The 14,344-nt window shown below is 33.1% G+C and carries 19 protein-coding genes and 1 pseudogene; 4 read left to right on the forward strand and 16 right to left on the reverse strand.

Annotation, left to right across the window (positions count from 1 at the left end):
* Window positions 1-159 precede the first annotated feature (159 nt).
* Window positions 160-1,017, forward strand: a complete 858-nt coding sequence (locus tag AC1Q8M_RS10175) for a glycine betaine ABC transporter substrate-binding protein (RefSeq protein WP_001227615.1) — start codon at window positions 160-162, stop codon at window positions 1,015-1,017.
* Window positions 1,018-1,060: 43 nt separating this feature from the next.
* Here AC1Q8M_RS10175 and clpP read toward each other — a convergent pair whose 3' ends face one another.
* Together clpP and AC1Q8M_RS10185 are read right to left on the reverse strand one after the other, a co-directional pair.
* On the reverse strand, window positions 1,061-1,642 hold the full coding sequence (gene clpP / locus AC1Q8M_RS10180; protein WP_000991612.1) for an ATP-dependent Clp endopeptidase proteolytic subunit ClpP: 582 nt from the start codon (window positions 1,640-1,642) through the stop codon (window positions 1,061-1,063).
* 21 nt (window positions 1,643-1,663) lie between these two features.
* Window positions 1,664-2,350, reverse strand: coding sequence for an RNA polymerase subunit sigma-70 (locus AC1Q8M_RS10185; RefSeq protein ID WP_098361047.1), 687 nt, complete (start codon window positions 2,348-2,350; stop codon window positions 1,664-1,666).
* Window positions 2,351-2,492: 142 nt separating this feature from the next.
* Here AC1Q8M_RS10185 and AC1Q8M_RS10190 point away from each other — a divergent pair, with 142 nt between their 5' ends.
* The 3 genes from AC1Q8M_RS10190 to AC1Q8M_RS10200 all read left to right on the forward strand — a co-directional run bounded on the left by AC1Q8M_RS10190 (window position 2,493) and on the right by AC1Q8M_RS10200 (window position 4,026).
* Window positions 2,493-2,813 carry a 2Fe-2S iron-sulfur cluster-binding protein gene (locus AC1Q8M_RS10190; protein ID WP_098361046.1) on the forward strand — a complete coding sequence of 107 codons (321 nt, stop codon included), beginning with the start codon at window positions 2,493-2,495 and terminating at the stop codon, window positions 2,811-2,813.
* Between the two features lie 4 nt (window positions 2,814-2,817).
* Window positions 2,818-3,480, forward strand: coding sequence for a ribose 5-phosphate isomerase A (gene rpiA / locus AC1Q8M_RS10195; RefSeq protein ID WP_001049982.1), 663 nt, complete (start codon window positions 2,818-2,820; stop codon window positions 3,478-3,480).
* A 111-nt stretch (window positions 3,481-3,591) separates the two neighbouring features.
* Window positions 3,592-4,026 (forward strand): GNAT family N-acetyltransferase, encoded by a 435-nt coding sequence (locus tag AC1Q8M_RS10200; RefSeq protein WP_001190868.1) that lies wholly within the window; start codon window positions 3,592-3,594, stop codon window positions 4,024-4,026.
* A gap of 127 nt (window positions 4,027-4,153) precedes the next feature.
* Here the strand turns inward: AC1Q8M_RS10200 and AC1Q8M_RS10205 are convergent, their stop codons facing one another.
* The 14 genes and pseudogenes from AC1Q8M_RS10205 to AC1Q8M_RS10270 all read right to left on the reverse strand — a co-directional run bounded on the left by AC1Q8M_RS10205 (window position 4,154) and on the right by AC1Q8M_RS10270 (window position 13,592).
* A complete protein-coding gene (locus AC1Q8M_RS10205; RefSeq protein WP_001065161.1) occupies window positions 4,154-5,521 on the reverse strand; it encodes a lytic polysaccharide monooxygenase in 1,368 nt (455 codons plus the stop codon).
* A 441-nt stretch (window positions 5,522-5,962) separates the two neighbouring features.
* Window positions 5,963-7,156 (reverse strand): macrolide family glycosyltransferase, encoded by a 1,194-nt coding sequence (locus tag AC1Q8M_RS10210; RefSeq protein ID WP_098855348.1) that lies wholly within the window; start codon window positions 7,154-7,156, stop codon window positions 5,963-5,965.
* Window positions 7,157-7,227: 71 nt separating this feature from the next.
* Complete coding sequence (locus tag AC1Q8M_RS10215) at window positions 7,228-7,908, reverse strand: formylglycine-generating enzyme family protein (RefSeq protein ID WP_078384587.1); 681 nt, start codon at window positions 7,906-7,908, stop codon at window positions 7,228-7,230.
* A gap of 161 nt (window positions 7,909-8,069) precedes the next feature.
* Window positions 8,070-8,573, reverse strand: coding sequence for a DNA topology modulation protein (locus tag AC1Q8M_RS10220; RefSeq protein WP_000720562.1), 504 nt, complete (start codon window positions 8,571-8,573; stop codon window positions 8,070-8,072).
* Window positions 8,574-8,596: 23 nt separating this feature from the next.
* Window positions 8,597-8,983 (reverse strand): ribosomal maturation YjgA family protein, encoded by a 387-nt coding sequence (locus AC1Q8M_RS10225; protein WP_001093460.1) that lies wholly within the window; start codon window positions 8,981-8,983, stop codon window positions 8,597-8,599.
* A gap of 65 nt (window positions 8,984-9,048) precedes the next feature.
* The gene (locus tag AC1Q8M_RS10230; protein ID WP_000655265.1) at window positions 9,049-9,756 is read right to left on the reverse strand and encodes a class I SAM-dependent methyltransferase; all 708 of its coding nucleotides are present in this window, start codon (window positions 9,754-9,756) and stop codon (window positions 9,049-9,051) included.
* Window positions 9,757-9,777: 21 nt separating this feature from the next.
* Window positions 9,778-10,131 carry an MmcQ/YjbR family DNA-binding protein gene (locus tag AC1Q8M_RS10235; RefSeq protein ID WP_000994619.1) on the reverse strand — a complete coding sequence of 118 codons (354 nt, stop codon included), beginning with the start codon at window positions 10,129-10,131 and terminating at the stop codon, window positions 9,778-9,780.
* A gap of 15 nt (window positions 10,132-10,146) precedes the next feature.
* Window positions 10,147-10,551, reverse strand: coding sequence for a GNAT family N-acetyltransferase (locus AC1Q8M_RS10240; protein ID WP_000288978.1), 405 nt, complete (start codon window positions 10,549-10,551; stop codon window positions 10,147-10,149).
* 35 nt (window positions 10,552-10,586) lie between these two features.
* On the reverse strand, window positions 10,587-11,003 hold the full coding sequence (locus AC1Q8M_RS10245) for a GNAT family N-acetyltransferase (RefSeq protein WP_000680536.1): 417 nt from the start codon (window positions 11,001-11,003) through the stop codon (window positions 10,587-10,589).
* Window positions 11,004-11,031: 28 nt separating this feature from the next.
* Window positions 11,032-11,403, reverse strand: coding sequence for a hypothetical protein (locus tag AC1Q8M_RS10250; protein WP_000827991.1), 372 nt, complete (start codon window positions 11,401-11,403; stop codon window positions 11,032-11,034).
* Window positions 11,400-11,564, reverse strand: a pseudogene (locus tag AC1Q8M_RS10255) (serine hydrolase); the annotation flags it as partial. The pseudogene AC1Q8M_RS10255 and the gene AC1Q8M_RS10250, both read right to left, overlap by 4 nt.
* A gap of 99 nt (window positions 11,565-11,663) precedes the next feature.
* On the reverse strand, window positions 11,664-12,176 hold the full coding sequence (locus AC1Q8M_RS10260; protein ID WP_098855347.1) for a GNAT family N-acetyltransferase: 513 nt from the start codon (window positions 12,174-12,176) through the stop codon (window positions 11,664-11,666).
* 80 nt (window positions 12,177-12,256) lie between these two features.
* Complete coding sequence (locus tag AC1Q8M_RS10265; RefSeq protein WP_098855346.1) at window positions 12,257-13,258, reverse strand: HAAS signaling domain-containing protein; 1,002 nt, start codon at window positions 13,256-13,258, stop codon at window positions 12,257-12,259.
* Window positions 13,245-13,592: a PadR family transcriptional regulator gene (locus AC1Q8M_RS10270; RefSeq protein WP_000380302.1), complete on the reverse strand. Its 348-nt coding sequence runs from the start codon at window positions 13,590-13,592 to the stop codon at window positions 13,245-13,247. Before AC1Q8M_RS10270 ends, AC1Q8M_RS10265 begins: the two co-directional genes overlap by 14 nt.
* Window positions 13,593-14,344 lie beyond the last annotated feature (752 nt).

A 14,344-nucleotide genomic window follows, 5' to 3' on the forward strand; every position in this document is an offset into this window, starting at 1 on the left:
TTTCTACCCATCTATTCACATAGTGTTGCGATTTTACAAAGAAATATTACATAAAAATGACATTCATAAGATTTCTTTAAAATTCTCGTTTCCGTTCATAATAAGAATGCTTACTTATACATTTATTTTATAAGGCAAACGTTACTTAGGAGGTTTTCAATGCGAAAGAAAATTTGGTTTATATGCCTTGCATTATTTATTACTATGATTTTCACTTCATGTAATGCAACAAATGCAAATTCGAAAGGGAAAATTAAACTTGGTGTAACAAGTTGGAAAGAAAATATTGCAACTGCAAACATGTGGAAAGTTTTATTAGAAGAAAAAGGCTACAAAGTTGAGCTCATGTATTTAGAAAAAGCCGCAATTTGGACTGGTGTTGCTCGTGGCGATGTTGATGCGAATTTAGAAGTATGGCTACCAGTTACAGATAAACCGCTAAACGATCGTTATAAAGATGATATTGTCTTAAAATCAAAATGGTACGAAGGTACTGGACTAGGTTTAGTCGTCCCTTCTTATATGAAAAATATAAACAGTATCGAAGATTTAAATGCTCATAAAGATGAACTAGATAATAAAATTGTCGGTATCGAACCCGGTAGTAGTCTTATGAATTTAACGAATAAAGCAATGAAAGAATATGATATAAAACTAAAACTTGTCCAATCCTCTGAAGCTGCGATGATGAGTGAACTAAAGAAAGCATATACAAAAAAGAAACCAATCGCTGTTACGCTTTGGAATCCGCATTGGGGGTTTTCAGAATTTGACTTGAAATATTTAAAAGACCCTAAGAAAGTATATGGTGAAAAAGATGACATTTATTACTCCGTTCGTAAAGGTTTCGAAAAAGATCACCCAGATGTTATAAAATACTTTGATAAATGGAAAATGAACGATGAACAGCTCGGTACGTTAATGGTCATGTTAAATAAAACAAAAGATCCTGAAGAAGCTGCGCGAAAATGGATTAAAAAAAATCAAGCATTAGTTGATGAATGGGTAAAGGATTAATAAAAAGGCTAGAGAATTAATATATCCTCTAGCCTTTTTCATCTTATTTTTTCGTAACAACATCATCTACAATCCCATATTCCTTCGCTTCTTCTGCAGTCATAAAATAATCTCTTTCTGTATCATGTGCTACTCTTTCAATCGGTTGGCCTGTTTTTTCTGCAATCATTTTATTAATATCATGCTTTAACTTTAATATTCTTTTCGCAGTTATTTCAATTTCTGTTGCTTGCCCTTGTGCACCACCAAGCGGCTGATGAATCATAATTTCACTGTTAGGGAGCGCAAACCGTTTTCCTTTTGCTCCAGATAATAATAGCAATGCACCAAATGATGCCGCAAAGCCCATGCACAGCGTTTGCACATCTGGTTTAATTAAATTCATCGTATCTAATATTGCAAAACCTGCTGTCGTTGAACCGCCGGGGCTATTGATGTATAAGAATATATCTTTCTCTGCATCTTCTGCTTCTAAAAATAATAATTGAGCTACGACACTACTCGCTACTTGATCATTAATTTCTGAACCGATAATAATAATGCGGTCTTTTAATAACCTTGAATATATATCATAGGAACGTTCTCCTAATTTTGTTTGTTCTACTACATATGGAATTGCATTCATTTTAAATCCCTCCAATACTTGTTATGCTGCGCAAAGCATACAACTGTAGGAAGAAGGTTGTTTCACATTAAATAATAAGACTGGCTGTTTAGATGGTAACTTAGTAAAATCTATTGACGGAAGCAGTTTCGTTAATAATTCCGGTCTCTCTTCTCGAATAGACGTTACTACAACTTCCATATCATCTGTGAATTCGACTATCTCGACCCCTTCTTCACTTACAGTTTTCAGCCTATTTCTACTCCGGAATAAAGAAGCTTTCACTGCACCTTCTGATACAGAACACACTTTAGCAATATCAGCGATACTATATTGAAAAACATCTTTTAATAATAAAATTGCGGATTGCTGTACATTTAATGAAGACAATACTTTCCCTACCATTTCATGCAAATCTGCAATGTTCTCATGTGGTTCTTCAGAAGTGATTTGTTCTCTTATTTTTTCATGAACAGACTTAGACTTCATCTGATCTAACCAACGATTTCTTGCTATTTTATAGACGAGTGTCATACAAATATCTTTATTTCTATATTTTTGAAGCACTTTATACACTGTTTCTTGGGCGAGATCTTCCCCATCCCATTTGTTTTTCGTTAAAAAAGTACAGTATCTTTTTAACTCTCCATATTGTTCAATTAAAAAGTTTATATTTGAATGATTCATATCGATACGGTTCTTTAAAACATGAGTTACTTTTGTGCACAAAATAACCACTCCTTTTCAGCGCTTACTTAATAAACGATTCAACATTAAAAAAAGTTACGGGGATATAAAAAAATAATGTTTATGTTCAATAATTCGCGGTCATAAATATGTTATGTACAATTTTACGTGAGGAGGAACAAATTTGCCAAAATTAACAATTGAAGGTGCGGGAACATTTGATGTAAAAGAAGGAACGAAGTTAGTATTAGCAATTGAAAATAGCGGTGTCAACATTCTTCATCGTTGCGGCGGGAATGCACGTTGCACAACTTGTAGAGTAGAAATACTAGCAGGTGATTTCTGTGAAGCGAGTGCGAATGAGAAACATGCAATGACGGAAAAAGGGATTGAAGATCATTTACGATTATCTTGTCAAATGCGTATACATAAAGATATAGTCGTTCGTCCGGTACTTACAGTTGAAAATTCAGGTCTTGATGCTGGACCGCGTCCGGCGGAGTAAAGCGATGAATTTAAAACAGCTCGCTGGCGAATATGCCGCTAACTTTGTAAATGATGGCATGAAGATTGGGCTTGGTACAGGTTCTACTGTATATTGGACAATACAAAAATTAGGTGAGCGTGTAAAAGAAGGATTATCATTTCAAGCTGTACCGACATCAAAGGAAACTGAAGCATTAGCACATCAACTAAATATCCCCCTAATTTCGTTAAACGACGTACAAAGTCTTGATCTTACAATTGATGGAGCGGATGAAATTGATTCAAATTTACAACTTATAAAAGGCGGTGGCGGTGCATTACTTCGTGAAAAAATCGTTGCCTCTTCCTCTAAAGAACTAATTATCATTGCTGATGAATCGAAACTTGTAACACATTTAGGTACTTTTCCATTACCTATTGAAATCATCCCTTTTTCATGGAAACAAACCGAAAATAAAATTCAGTCTTTAGGATGTCAAACAACATTACGTTTGAAAAATAATGAAACCTATATAACCGATAACAATAACATGATTATCGATTGTATATTCCCTAATCATATTTCTAATCCTGCCCATTTACACACTCAATTAAAAATGATTACTGGTGTAGTTGAAACAGGGTTGTTTATAAGTATGACGAGTAAAGTAATTATCGGCGCTAAAAATGGGATAAAGGAATTGTAATAAAAGCTAACTTTTTAAAGTTGGCTTTTTAGTATGTTCTTCTCTTAATAGCGCTTTATTATGATATACTATGAAAACACAAGCTGATTACACTAGAAAGGACTGAACATTTTGCAATCCAAACTTATAACAGAACTTGCTGATTTAGAAACTGCCTTTCATATTCGAAAAGAAGTATTTGTAAAAGAACAAGGTGTCCCTCTTGCAGATGAATTCGATACATTCGATGAAATCGGAGAGCAATGTAAACATATTTTAGTTTATTATAATGAGCTTCCTGTAGGTACAGGGCGTATACGATTTGTTGATGGCGTCGGAAAATTAGAACGTATTTGCATTTTAAAAGATTATCGTACATACGGATTAGGTAAAGTCATCATTCAAACGTTAGAAGAAATTGCTCGTAACGAACAAGCTACAAAAGTGAAACTACACGGGCAAACACAAGCTGAAGGATTTTATAAAAAATTAGGTTATGAAACTTCTTCTGATATATTTATGGAAGATGGCATTCCGCATATACTTATGACGAAAATGTTATCATAATAAAAAGGGTAGTGTATGAATCTTATGTATTCATACACTACCCTTTATTATTAATAGAAAAGTGAATTCTCAAGATTCTCTTTTGAAATCAAAGCCCATCATCTCTTAGTTCATATCTAGGTAAAGCTTACACTGTTTTCCATAATGATAATGCATAAATCCAGTTCGGATCACCATTTCCTTGATAACTCTGGACTGCTTCATATACTTTTCCTTCGTGTAGAACTCTATCTCCCTTTTTATATGCTTTTTTTGCATCCCACGCTTCATGTGAAGCGCTTTCAGTTTTTGTAGTAATTGTGAATATATCACTCTGTACGGATTCATTTCCAGCTACATCAACAGCTTTCACTACATATTTATAAGTAGTATTAGCGAGCAGATTTTTATCCATATAAGAAGTTGTATTGGATGTTGCAATCTTTTTCATTGACCCTTCTGTTTCTCTATAAATATCATAATGGTCTACACCAATATTATCGTCAGATGGACTCCACATTAAATCCACACTTGACGCTGTCGTTCCCATACTATGTAATCCTTTTGGTTGTGTTGGTGCTTCTGTATCAGGAGTCTCAACTGTCGTTTTTACTGTAAGCGCTGTACTTTCTTTCGATACATTGCCAGCTGCGTCAATTGCTTTTACAGTATAAGAGTATTCTGTACTTGGTTGTAACTTCTTATCAATAAAATGAGTCCCTGGTACTGTATCAATCATCTCTCCGTTACGGAAGATTTGATATCCTTTTACCCCTACATTATCCGTAGAAGCGTTCCATGTTAATTCTACACTATTTGCTGTTACTTTTTGCGTCTGAAGTCCATTTGGAATACTTGGCGCTTCTATGTCTGGTTTCACATCATTAATAAGATTAACATCAATTACATTATAGAATGCATTTGCTGTATCAGCTACATCCCATACTGCTAAAATCACATGATATCCACTACGATCAGTAGGTACATTGATTTTATGAGTTAAATTATTTGAAGCTGCAGAACCATCATGTTGTACAGTTCCAATTGGTTCGAAATCTGCTCTTGTTAGCGCTTTATTTGGATTCCATCCTTTTTTAGTAATATAGTAATGCCACTTACTCGTTAAGTGAGGCGCAGTATACTTCCAAGTAAATGTATTTTCCCCACCAGTGATTGTATTTTTAAACCAACGATTTGCTGTTTGTTGATCTAAAATACCACCAAATTTTCCGCCTGCTGAAGCAATTTGTCCATCTACTGGACCACCTTGTGGGAAACCTTTTGGAGCTTCTAAACTTTGTGGTTCATACATAACACTTCCACAGTTTACATTTAGCGCACCATAAGTTGAACTACATAAAGCGGATCGGCTACCGGGCTTTTCAACAAAACCGTGCGCATAAGCATTTTGAGGAATAAGTGTCGTACTAATAATTCCAGCTGTTAATGCTACAGCTCCTAAACTTTTTTTGTTCATTTTCATATTTTGTAGTTGTTTTAAAAATCGATTATTCATGTTCATGTCTCCTTCTTGTTATACTTTGTAGTGGAATGTGGGCTTTGATGTAAAAGAATAACAAGAGACAAACTTGTACCGATGTATGTGTTAATTATGCATACACCGCAGTGAAATTATATTTTTCTTGTGAAACATTTCACTTTATGAATATATCATGACATAGAAATTACCTAAGTATGTGCAGAAGTTGTGCAGAAACAGTGAAATTATTACTAACATGTAAAACTAAGTCCTAACATTTTAAAATAAAATTTGAATATATTTATCTATCATCTTTACTTCATAATTGACAATACATTTAACTGGTTAACTTTTATTCTTATACTTATATCTCTCAGTGCCTTAGTTTTAACCATACTAGATATTAAAAATAAGAATTATAAAGTTAAATAAAAAGCATCCTATTTAGATGCTTTTCTAATGTATAATTTCATTTTTTCACTGACCTACAAATATAAAAATTTCATCAACAGCTTCCTTATATCCACCTGATTTTTGGAAAGATTTCTTCAAATTCAAAGCAACTTCTTTAAATGACGGATTATTTAATACCATTTCTACACTTTCACTTAGTTGATCCGCAGTTAATCCTTGCATTTGTAATTTTATTCCTGCTCCAAGACTCTCCACTTGCTTTGCGACTACTGGCTGATCTGCACTTTGCGGTATTACAACGAGCGGAACCCCGTTATACAGTCCTTCATGCGCACTGTTCATCCCGCCGTGTGTAATAAATAGTTTCGTATATGTAAGCAGCTCAGTTTGGGGTACATAGTTTTTCACAATGAAGTTTTTAGGAATTTCGCCTAGATCCCTTATTTTTGTTTTACTACCAATAGACATAACAATTGTATGCTCACTATTCTCAAAGGCCTTCATACACAGTTTATAAAAGTCAATCGCTTCATTAAAAACAGTACCTAATGAAATATAAATCGGACTTTTTTCTTCAATTGAAGTAAAATCAACGTCTCTGTTTTTCATTTGTGCAGAGATAGATGGTCCTACAAATTTATATGTTTCATCAAACGTATCACCAAAAGGCTGGAACTCCTTAATTGTATACACAATAGTAAGGGGTGCAGGATTACAGAAAACTTCATACGATGATTTTATTTCAACACCATATTTTTCAGCAATTCCCTTCGTTATGTTTTGAAAATCATTCTGTATTTTATCATGAATTTCTACTGGGATATTTTTTGACAGATGACCTAACATTTGCTCAAAAGATTTTTCATCCTGCGCAAAAGATGTACATGAATTTATGGATGGCAATTTAAGAATTTGAGCAATTAAGTGCCCACAGCCAAACATAGAATCATGAATTATGTAATCAAAATGTTCACCTTCAATTTGTTCTAGAACACTAGGTATAACAACATCTGCTGTATGTAGAAGACCGTTTATTCTTTCCTGTAAATAATTTCTGCCTCCAGATAGAAACGCTTTTATAAATTTTTGATCGTCAATCGTTCGTACAGTAGCACCTGTCTTCTCAATTCGTTCCCTAAAAGCTTCTATTGAAAAATAAACGACCTCTTCACCGCGAGAAATCAACTCTTCTACAACTGGCAAAGTTGGATTTATATGTCCTTCTGATCCAGCGTTAATAAATAAAACACGCGCCATTATAAACACTCCTTACGTTAAATCATTCCTATGTTGGCAAGAGTATAGATCCCCTTCGTATCATGTTCCTGCTAAATTGACCTAGCAAGTCTAAAACCGAGATCTTCTATATGAAATGTAGGATGGCTTCGGCGACGACAAGTAGCGCCGCAACCTCTCGCTACCTCCGCCCAACTACCTCCACGAAAAATGCGGTATGATCCATACACTTTTTCATCATACAAATCATAGCACCATTCCCAAACGTTCCCTAACATATCATAGAGTCCCCATGCATTCGGTTCCTTTTGGCCAACGTCATGAATATGTCCATTTGAATTTTCATTATACCATGCTATATCATGAAGTTTCCCGTATGTATATCCGGTTGTACCTGCTTTACATGCATATTGCCACTCTGCCTCAGATGGCAATCGGTAGCCATTTGAATCTAACTTACATCTAACAATTTGACCACCATCACTAATAGAATAATATTCTTTTAATCCCGCTTTTTTTGAAAGTACATTACAAAACGTAATGGCATCGTTCCATGAAATATTGACAACTGGTTTATGATTTTTAACAAAATTATTTAATGTACTATTTGTAATAGCATCATATAGTTCCGTTGTTACAGCATACTTTGCAAGAAGAAATGGTTGAATTTGTACTAGCCATTCTTTTTTTATTCGATCATCTCTTAATACTACCTCTCCAGCTGGAATATTGACCATTAATGAATCGATTAGTTGAATTAAATCGTTAGTCATTTTCTATTCCTCCAAACGTTCATTTTATATGAACTTATAGTCATATACTCATTACAAAATACAATTTTCAAAAAGCGTTAAATTTTTCATAATAAAAAACGATTAGTTTTATTAAACTAATCGGTAAGATCTACAAAGAATTGTTTTGTTACATTCTATTATTATATGTGCTCTAAAAATTTCCGAACCTCATTTGGAGATTTTAAAACAATAACCTTTTTCTCTTCGGGCAATTGCTCTAACCCTTTTAAAATTGTAGGTCGTTTAGCATTAGGATATTCCCATATCCATTTAAAAAATTGCAAATCAAATCTTTCTTCACATCCCGCGCCCATATCTGGTCTTGTTTTATTTCGGTATTTTACAATTCTTTTAAAAGCCCTATAAACACAAATTGTTCTATGAATATCAAGGAAGATAATTGTATCAGCTGCATTCAGTCTTATCCCCATCGTCCCGCCATAATTCCCATCAATAATCCATTTCTCATCTTTAATTAAGTTATTTTGAACTGTTATTTGTTCTTCTCTCGGAACACCTTCCCAATTCGGTTTCCAAAATAATGCATCAAGATGATGCACCTTAATATTTAATTTATTCCCTAACTGCCTTGCTAATGTAGATTTTCCTGAACCACCAGAACCAATTAATATTATTTTTTTCATAAAGGGCTCCTTTTTAAAATCGATTATTTCCTCCGTAACATAAACTCACAAAGTATTCCCACTCCAACACCAATTGTATAAGCCACTACATCACTCCACAAAAAACCGTATCCCAACACGAGTCCCCCCAAAGTCGTTGCACGAATGCTATCTATCCATTCCGCATGATACAATTGGCTCGCTTCAATCCCGTAGCAAAACATTAAACTAATAAAAGCCAACTTCTTCGTCTCTGTTTTAGGAAACAAAAATCCAAAGCCAGTGAAAATCATTAATGCCCATAATGCATCACCTAAATAATCATTTAATAGATGTGGTAGTGCAAAAGCAAACTTTCTTGAGCTAAGACCTAAAATAATAACAACTATAGTAAATAGTGCATATACTACTCTATTTCGTTTCGTATTCATTTTAAAGTCTCCTAATATGTAATGTAAAACTGTAAATAGCTAGTAAAACAAAGTTATTTTACTAGCTATTTATTGATTGCTTTTATGATAAGAAAATGTGGATTCATATTTAAATAATGATATGATTTTTCGCTTACTTCTTTCATTTTTTCAATTGCCTTCGGTTCCACTATCTCTTCTAATACAAAATAATTTGTAGTTTCATTTAGTATGTCTTGTAATGATCTTCTAAAAAACTTGACTTCAATAGTAATATTCGGTTTAACCCAAGTATCTATTAATAACTGTTTTTCAAAATAATTTTCACATGGAAACTTTGTGAAATCCATAAAAGGATGATGAATAGAATAAATAAGTTCTCCACCTGGCTTCAATACACGACGAAATTCTTGAAATACTTGATTCCAATTTTCTATATAATGAAGAGTTAATGAACTTACAATCACATCATACATATTATCTTCAAATGGCAATGTTTCTTGCAGATCATGACAAAGGAACGTCGCTTCTTCTCCTATATTTTCTTTTGCTGCTTTTACCATTTCAGGACTTACGTCAATTGCTGTAACATTTGCTCCTCTTCCTATGAATTGAGAAGTATACCATCCAGCTGCACATCCAGCATCTAGTATCTTTTTTCCTTCTAGTTCCTTTGAAATAAGCTCCATCATCGCCGGTCTTTCATAATAACTGTTATATGGATTTGCGAAATCTAGATTTTCTTTATATGTACTCGCTAATTTATCATACGTATCTTTAATCGAATCTTTCATTACACACACTCCTAATACATATTAATTCATTAACTCCTGCTGCTTTTTCTTTGAAAATGATTGTAGTACTAAATCATACGACCAATCAATCATTTTATTTATTTGCTCCTGTTCTATACCCTTATGAATATAAATAGTATTCCAATGTTTTTTATTCATATGATAGCCTGGAATAATTGTTTCTGGATAATCTTCTCTTATTCTTAATGCGACTTCTGGGTCACACTTCAATGTAATCGCAGCTTTTTCACCTTCTTCATGATTTACTATCGCAAATATTTTATTATTAAGCCTCATACATGTTGCACTCCAGCCATCTGGAGAATCTTCTGTCGCTTTTCTTTTCGATAAACAGTACGCTCTTGTTGCATTCATTTTAATTGGCACCTCTTATTCTTTCCCTGTTTGATTACGATGCATCACAATTTGCTTCGTTGTTTGAAATTGTTGCTCACCATAAAACTTTATTAGCTTCTCTCCGCAAAATAGACTAACAATATCAATATGAGATATTTCTCGAAGTAATATTGTTAGCATCTTCTCTCCAATACCATTATTTCTTACACTCTCATGTACGACAACATCTTCAATGTATGCTCGAAAAACACCATCAGAAACGACTCTAGCAAATCCAACTAATTCATTTTCTTCCCATACTCCAATGGCTATGCTATTCTTTAACATTTTTTCAATATCGACTTCTTTTCTTTCTGGCCACCAACTGACAGAATCATAAAGTTTTTTTATTTTTTCTGCACAGATTGGTTGTTCTTGTTGCAATTTATACGTGTACATATTCTTTCTCCCATCAAACAGTATACATAATATTATTATAATCTCTTTTCAAAAAAGTGCTGACTATGACCTTTCGGGTGATCTTCAACAATACCATACTCCCTGTAACCGTGCTTTTTATAAAATTCTGGTGCTTGAAAACTAAATGAATCTAGCAATATTAATCTACACCCTTTTTCCTTCGCAATACCTTCAATTTCATGTAAAAGTTGGCTGCCATAACCGTCATGACGAACTGATTCATCAACCCATAAAAAGTCGATATGAAGGTGATAAAAATACATCGTACCTGTTACGCCACCAAAAATTTTTCCTTCTTCATTTTTTACTACGAGGCGTACTTCTTCCATCGTCTGTCTTGCCTCATCTGTTAAGATGGACATATTATATTGAATAACTTTATTTTTAATATATTCTCCTTCAGTGCGTGTACCGTTCTTTATATGTTTCATTTATATTGCTTCCTTTCAGCTTAGTAATCTACATTTTATTTTTTCTCTTTAAAATACTAATACATACGAATCCACCATATGTAACAAAGCATGAAAAGCCAATTATCCCTGGTACAGAGACATATCCTACCCTTATGTAACTTATAACCGCAAAACAAACAATAGACAATAAAATAGATGGCCAAAATATAAGAACTGTTTTTCTTCTTCCTCGTTTCGATGTACTTTCTTTCTCTCCAGAAACACGTGTGCCAAAAAGCAATACAATACAAATAAGGATTGCTGTAAAGTAAATTGTATCTAATGACAAATCGTGATCATATAGTGCGATTCCAACTTCAAGAGCAATAATCGTTAAAATTAAAATAATGATTGTTGAAGTCTTTAAGTTTCTTTTCAACCGCTCACTCCTAGCATGTTTTCACTATATTCTTTGTATATGTACTTTAAAACTACTGCAAAAGCTTCATCTACCTCTTTATTTTCACGGCGATTCGGTAAATCTTTTCCCCTCATCACATAAAGAAGCGGAAATTCGTTAAACATTCCTATTATACCAATAAATTCAATATCGAATATAAAAAAACTTTTCGGCAGCTCATATCAGCTATTTAAATAAGAAAAAGGTAGCATGAATTTTTTCTTGCTACCGAAAAATATTTATTCTTCTATAGGATTTTCAGGACCGTTAAGTTCCAGCTGATAAAAAGCTAAATCTAGCCATTTATTAAACTTATAACCAGCTTTTTTTATTGTCCCTGCATGAACAAATCCATAGTTTTGATGCAAGACAATACTTTTTTCATTCTCTGCATCAATTCCAGCAATTAAGGTCATATACTCTCTTTCCTTCGCAATTTTGATTAATTCTTTCATTAATGAAGACCCAATGCCATTTTTTCTATATGCCTTATCTACATACACAGAATGTTCAACTGAATATTTATAAGCAGGCCACGCTCTAAATGGGCCGAATGTCGCAAACCCTACTACTTTATTATCTAATTCATATACGAAAATGGGATACCCTTCAGCCTTTTTTTGTTCATACCAATCTATTCTATTTTCAAGGGTTACAGGTTTATACGCATATACAGCTGTTGTATAAAGTATCGCATCGTTATAAATATCTAAAATGTATGCTAAATCTCTTTTCGTTGCTTCCCTTATCATTATTTTCTTCCTTTCATCATGTTCATCTTATTTCACTATCTTTTTAATAGTTTTATTTTATCGAAATTTCCGATTTTTATCTACATACGAATACTAGCTTTTCGGAAACCATCAAATATATTTATTGCAGCAGATAACATATAAAAGAAAATTCCTGCCCCAATGAGCCACGTTTTAAACTCCTCTGGGGAAATAGTAAATGCATTTGCCAAATACGTAATAAATCCTGCGTTAAATAAATGTGGATTTACTACAATTACAATGAATACTATCGTCCCAGCTACTTGAAGAATAGCATTCCCAATCGCCAATCTTTGAGTCCATTGTCCCTGCACCAATTTATAAAGGGATATACATATTTCAAAAACAATCATAATTACAACGATTGGCCAGTACTGCAATAAAACATCTTGATTAAAAGTTGGCGAAACAAACTTCAGTCCATTTGCCGTACCGTTATATACGCCAACAAGATGATTCGCATAAAAGTAAAGTGTAGCCCAAACTGCTGTCCACATTAAACCTGCAAAAACTTCAAACTTCGAGATTGCTTTTTTCTTTGGGATATACGAGATGTTTTTCAAATCATCTGGTGTCCATTTTTTTAAACTTGTCGTCAACGGCTCGATACCTTTGTCTTTATCTGTTCTTTCTAAAATAACAAACACAAGTGTCAACCAGAAAAATACATGGAGGCCCACTTCAAAAATTTCCCCAATGCCTTTACCTATCAATTGTAAAATAACATTTAATACCGCTTGATCACCACTATAGCCTATAAAATTTTCTGCAACCATTGATATGAGTGCAATGACAGCTGCGATTGGTATAATCATTTTTAACAACGTTGTATATACATCAAAATAACGTGGTCCAATTAAATGCATCGGTCTATCCAAATAACCATTAGCCAATGAAACCGGACTCCCCAATTTTTCGAGAACGCTCTTTACATCTTCTTCATTATAATCTTCAGGTAACATATCATCTATAGTTGACCTTAGTTCAAGTGTAATATCTTCACGATTTTTTTCAGGTAATCTCTTCGCAACCTCTTGGATATAGAGATCAATTAAATTCATTCCCTTCCTCCTCCTTTAATAAGTTATAAAGTTCTTTCGAATCTTTTATCCATTCTTTTTTCAACTGCAAAAATATTTCTAATCCATAATCACTTAAAACATAATACTTACGAGGTCTACTCTCCGTTTTATCCCAACTACTCGTCACTAATTCCTGCTTTTCTAATCGGCGAAGTAGTGGATATAAAGTACTTTGATCAATTGTAACCCCTGATTGCTCCAATAACTGGACAAGTGAATATCCGTACTGCGGCGTTCTTAATTGACTTAAAACAGCTAACGTTAATGTCCCTCTTCTTAACTCAGTAATTAACGAGTTTAATAAAGTATCCATTCACTCACCTCATTTCCATTACTATATGTCATACAGTATGTGTTTTATACTATGTATCGTACAGTATTAGTGTGACAAAAACTGTGCTTTTTTTACCAAAAACAGATAATGAAAAGCGCAAATTATATGATTTGTGCTTTTTTAGCTAAGTTATATATATCTATAACACTCTAAAAGGTAGCAACCTTAACTACTAATTTTGAAATTCCAGTAATGCTATATTAAGTTACAAGTATCGTACACATATGATGTGACCATAACATATCACTATAGGAAGCTAATAAAACGGAAAATTACCATGGTTGAATGATTCCTGTTTTATTCTTTAGGCACTGTTGATTTCACACTGTTTTCAGCACCTAATCAACGTTATTTCCTTCATAAACTTCATCTTGTTCAAAATCTCTATTTTTATTTAGTTTATTAAAGTAAAATAAAAAAACAATTAAATTAGGTTAATTGTTTTTCAAATGCAAAATCTTTATTTTTTTAAATAACCTATGATATTCGAAAAGACAAACTCTCCAAATGCAAGTGGTATATAAATAAACCATAACTTTAATATTGCCTTTGTTTCTTTGTGATCAGAATCCCCCATTAAAACCAGCCCAATCCTTTTTCTTCTAATATTTTCATTTTAATTCCAATAACAAGGAAATTATACCATTTATTAATGTTATAGTCTATGTTTTCTAAAAATTAGATAAATAAAAATTTTGTATTACCTCAATATTCAGATAAACATAATATTT

It is taken from the genome of Bacillus sp. GW823-FHT06A10, assembly GCF_058795375.1.

Coding starts and splice junctions, on each gene's coding strand:
- AC1Q8M_RS10175 (WP_001227615.1), top strand. CDS start 160: ATGCGAAAGAAAATTTGGTTTATATGCCTTGCATTATTTATTACTATG.
- clpP (WP_000991612.1), bottom strand. CDS start 1,642: ATGAATGCAATTCCATATGTAGTAGAACAAACAAAATTAGGAGAACGT.
- rpiA (WP_001049982.1), top strand. CDS start 2,818: ATGAATTTAAAACAGCTCGCTGGCGAATATGCCGCTAACTTTGTAAAT.
- AC1Q8M_RS10205 (WP_001065161.1), bottom strand. CDS start 5,521: ATGAATAATCGATTTTTAAAACAACTACAAAATATGAAAATGAACAAA.
- AC1Q8M_RS10210 (WP_098855348.1), bottom strand. CDS start 7,156: ATGGCGCGTGTTTTATTTATTAACGCTGGATCAGAAGGACATATAAAT.
- AC1Q8M_RS10215 (WP_078384587.1), bottom strand. CDS start 7,908: ATGACTAACGATTTAATTCAACTAATCGATTCATTAATGGTCAATATT.
- AC1Q8M_RS10220 (WP_000720562.1), bottom strand. CDS start 8,573: ATGAAAAAAATAATATTAATTGGTTCTGGTGGTTCAGGAAAATCTACA.
- AC1Q8M_RS10225 (WP_001093460.1), bottom strand. CDS start 8,983: ATGAATACGAAACGAAATAGAGTAGTATATGCACTATTTACTATAGTT.
- AC1Q8M_RS10230 (WP_000655265.1), bottom strand. CDS start 9,756: ATGAAAGATTCGATTAAAGATACGTATGATAAATTAGCGAGTACATAT.
- AC1Q8M_RS10235 (WP_000994619.1), bottom strand. CDS start 10,131: ATGAATGCAACAAGAGCGTACTGTTTATCGAAAAGAAAAGCGACAGAA.
- AC1Q8M_RS10240 (WP_000288978.1), bottom strand. CDS start 10,551: ATGTACACGTATAAATTGCAACAAGAACAACCAATCTGTGCAGAAAAA.
- AC1Q8M_RS10245 (WP_000680536.1), bottom strand. CDS start 11,003: ATGAAACATATAAAGAACGGTACACGCACTGAAGGAGAATATATTAAA.
- AC1Q8M_RS10260 (WP_098855347.1), bottom strand. CDS start 12,176: ATGATAAGGGAAGCAACGAAAAGAGATTTAGCATACATTTTAGATATT.
- AC1Q8M_RS10265 (WP_098855346.1), bottom strand. CDS start 13,258: ATGAATTTAATTGATCTCTATATCCAAGAGGTTGCGAAGAGATTACCT.
- AC1Q8M_RS10270 (WP_000380302.1), bottom strand. CDS start 13,592: ATGGATACTTTATTAAACTCGTTAATTACTGAGTTAAGAAGAGGGACA.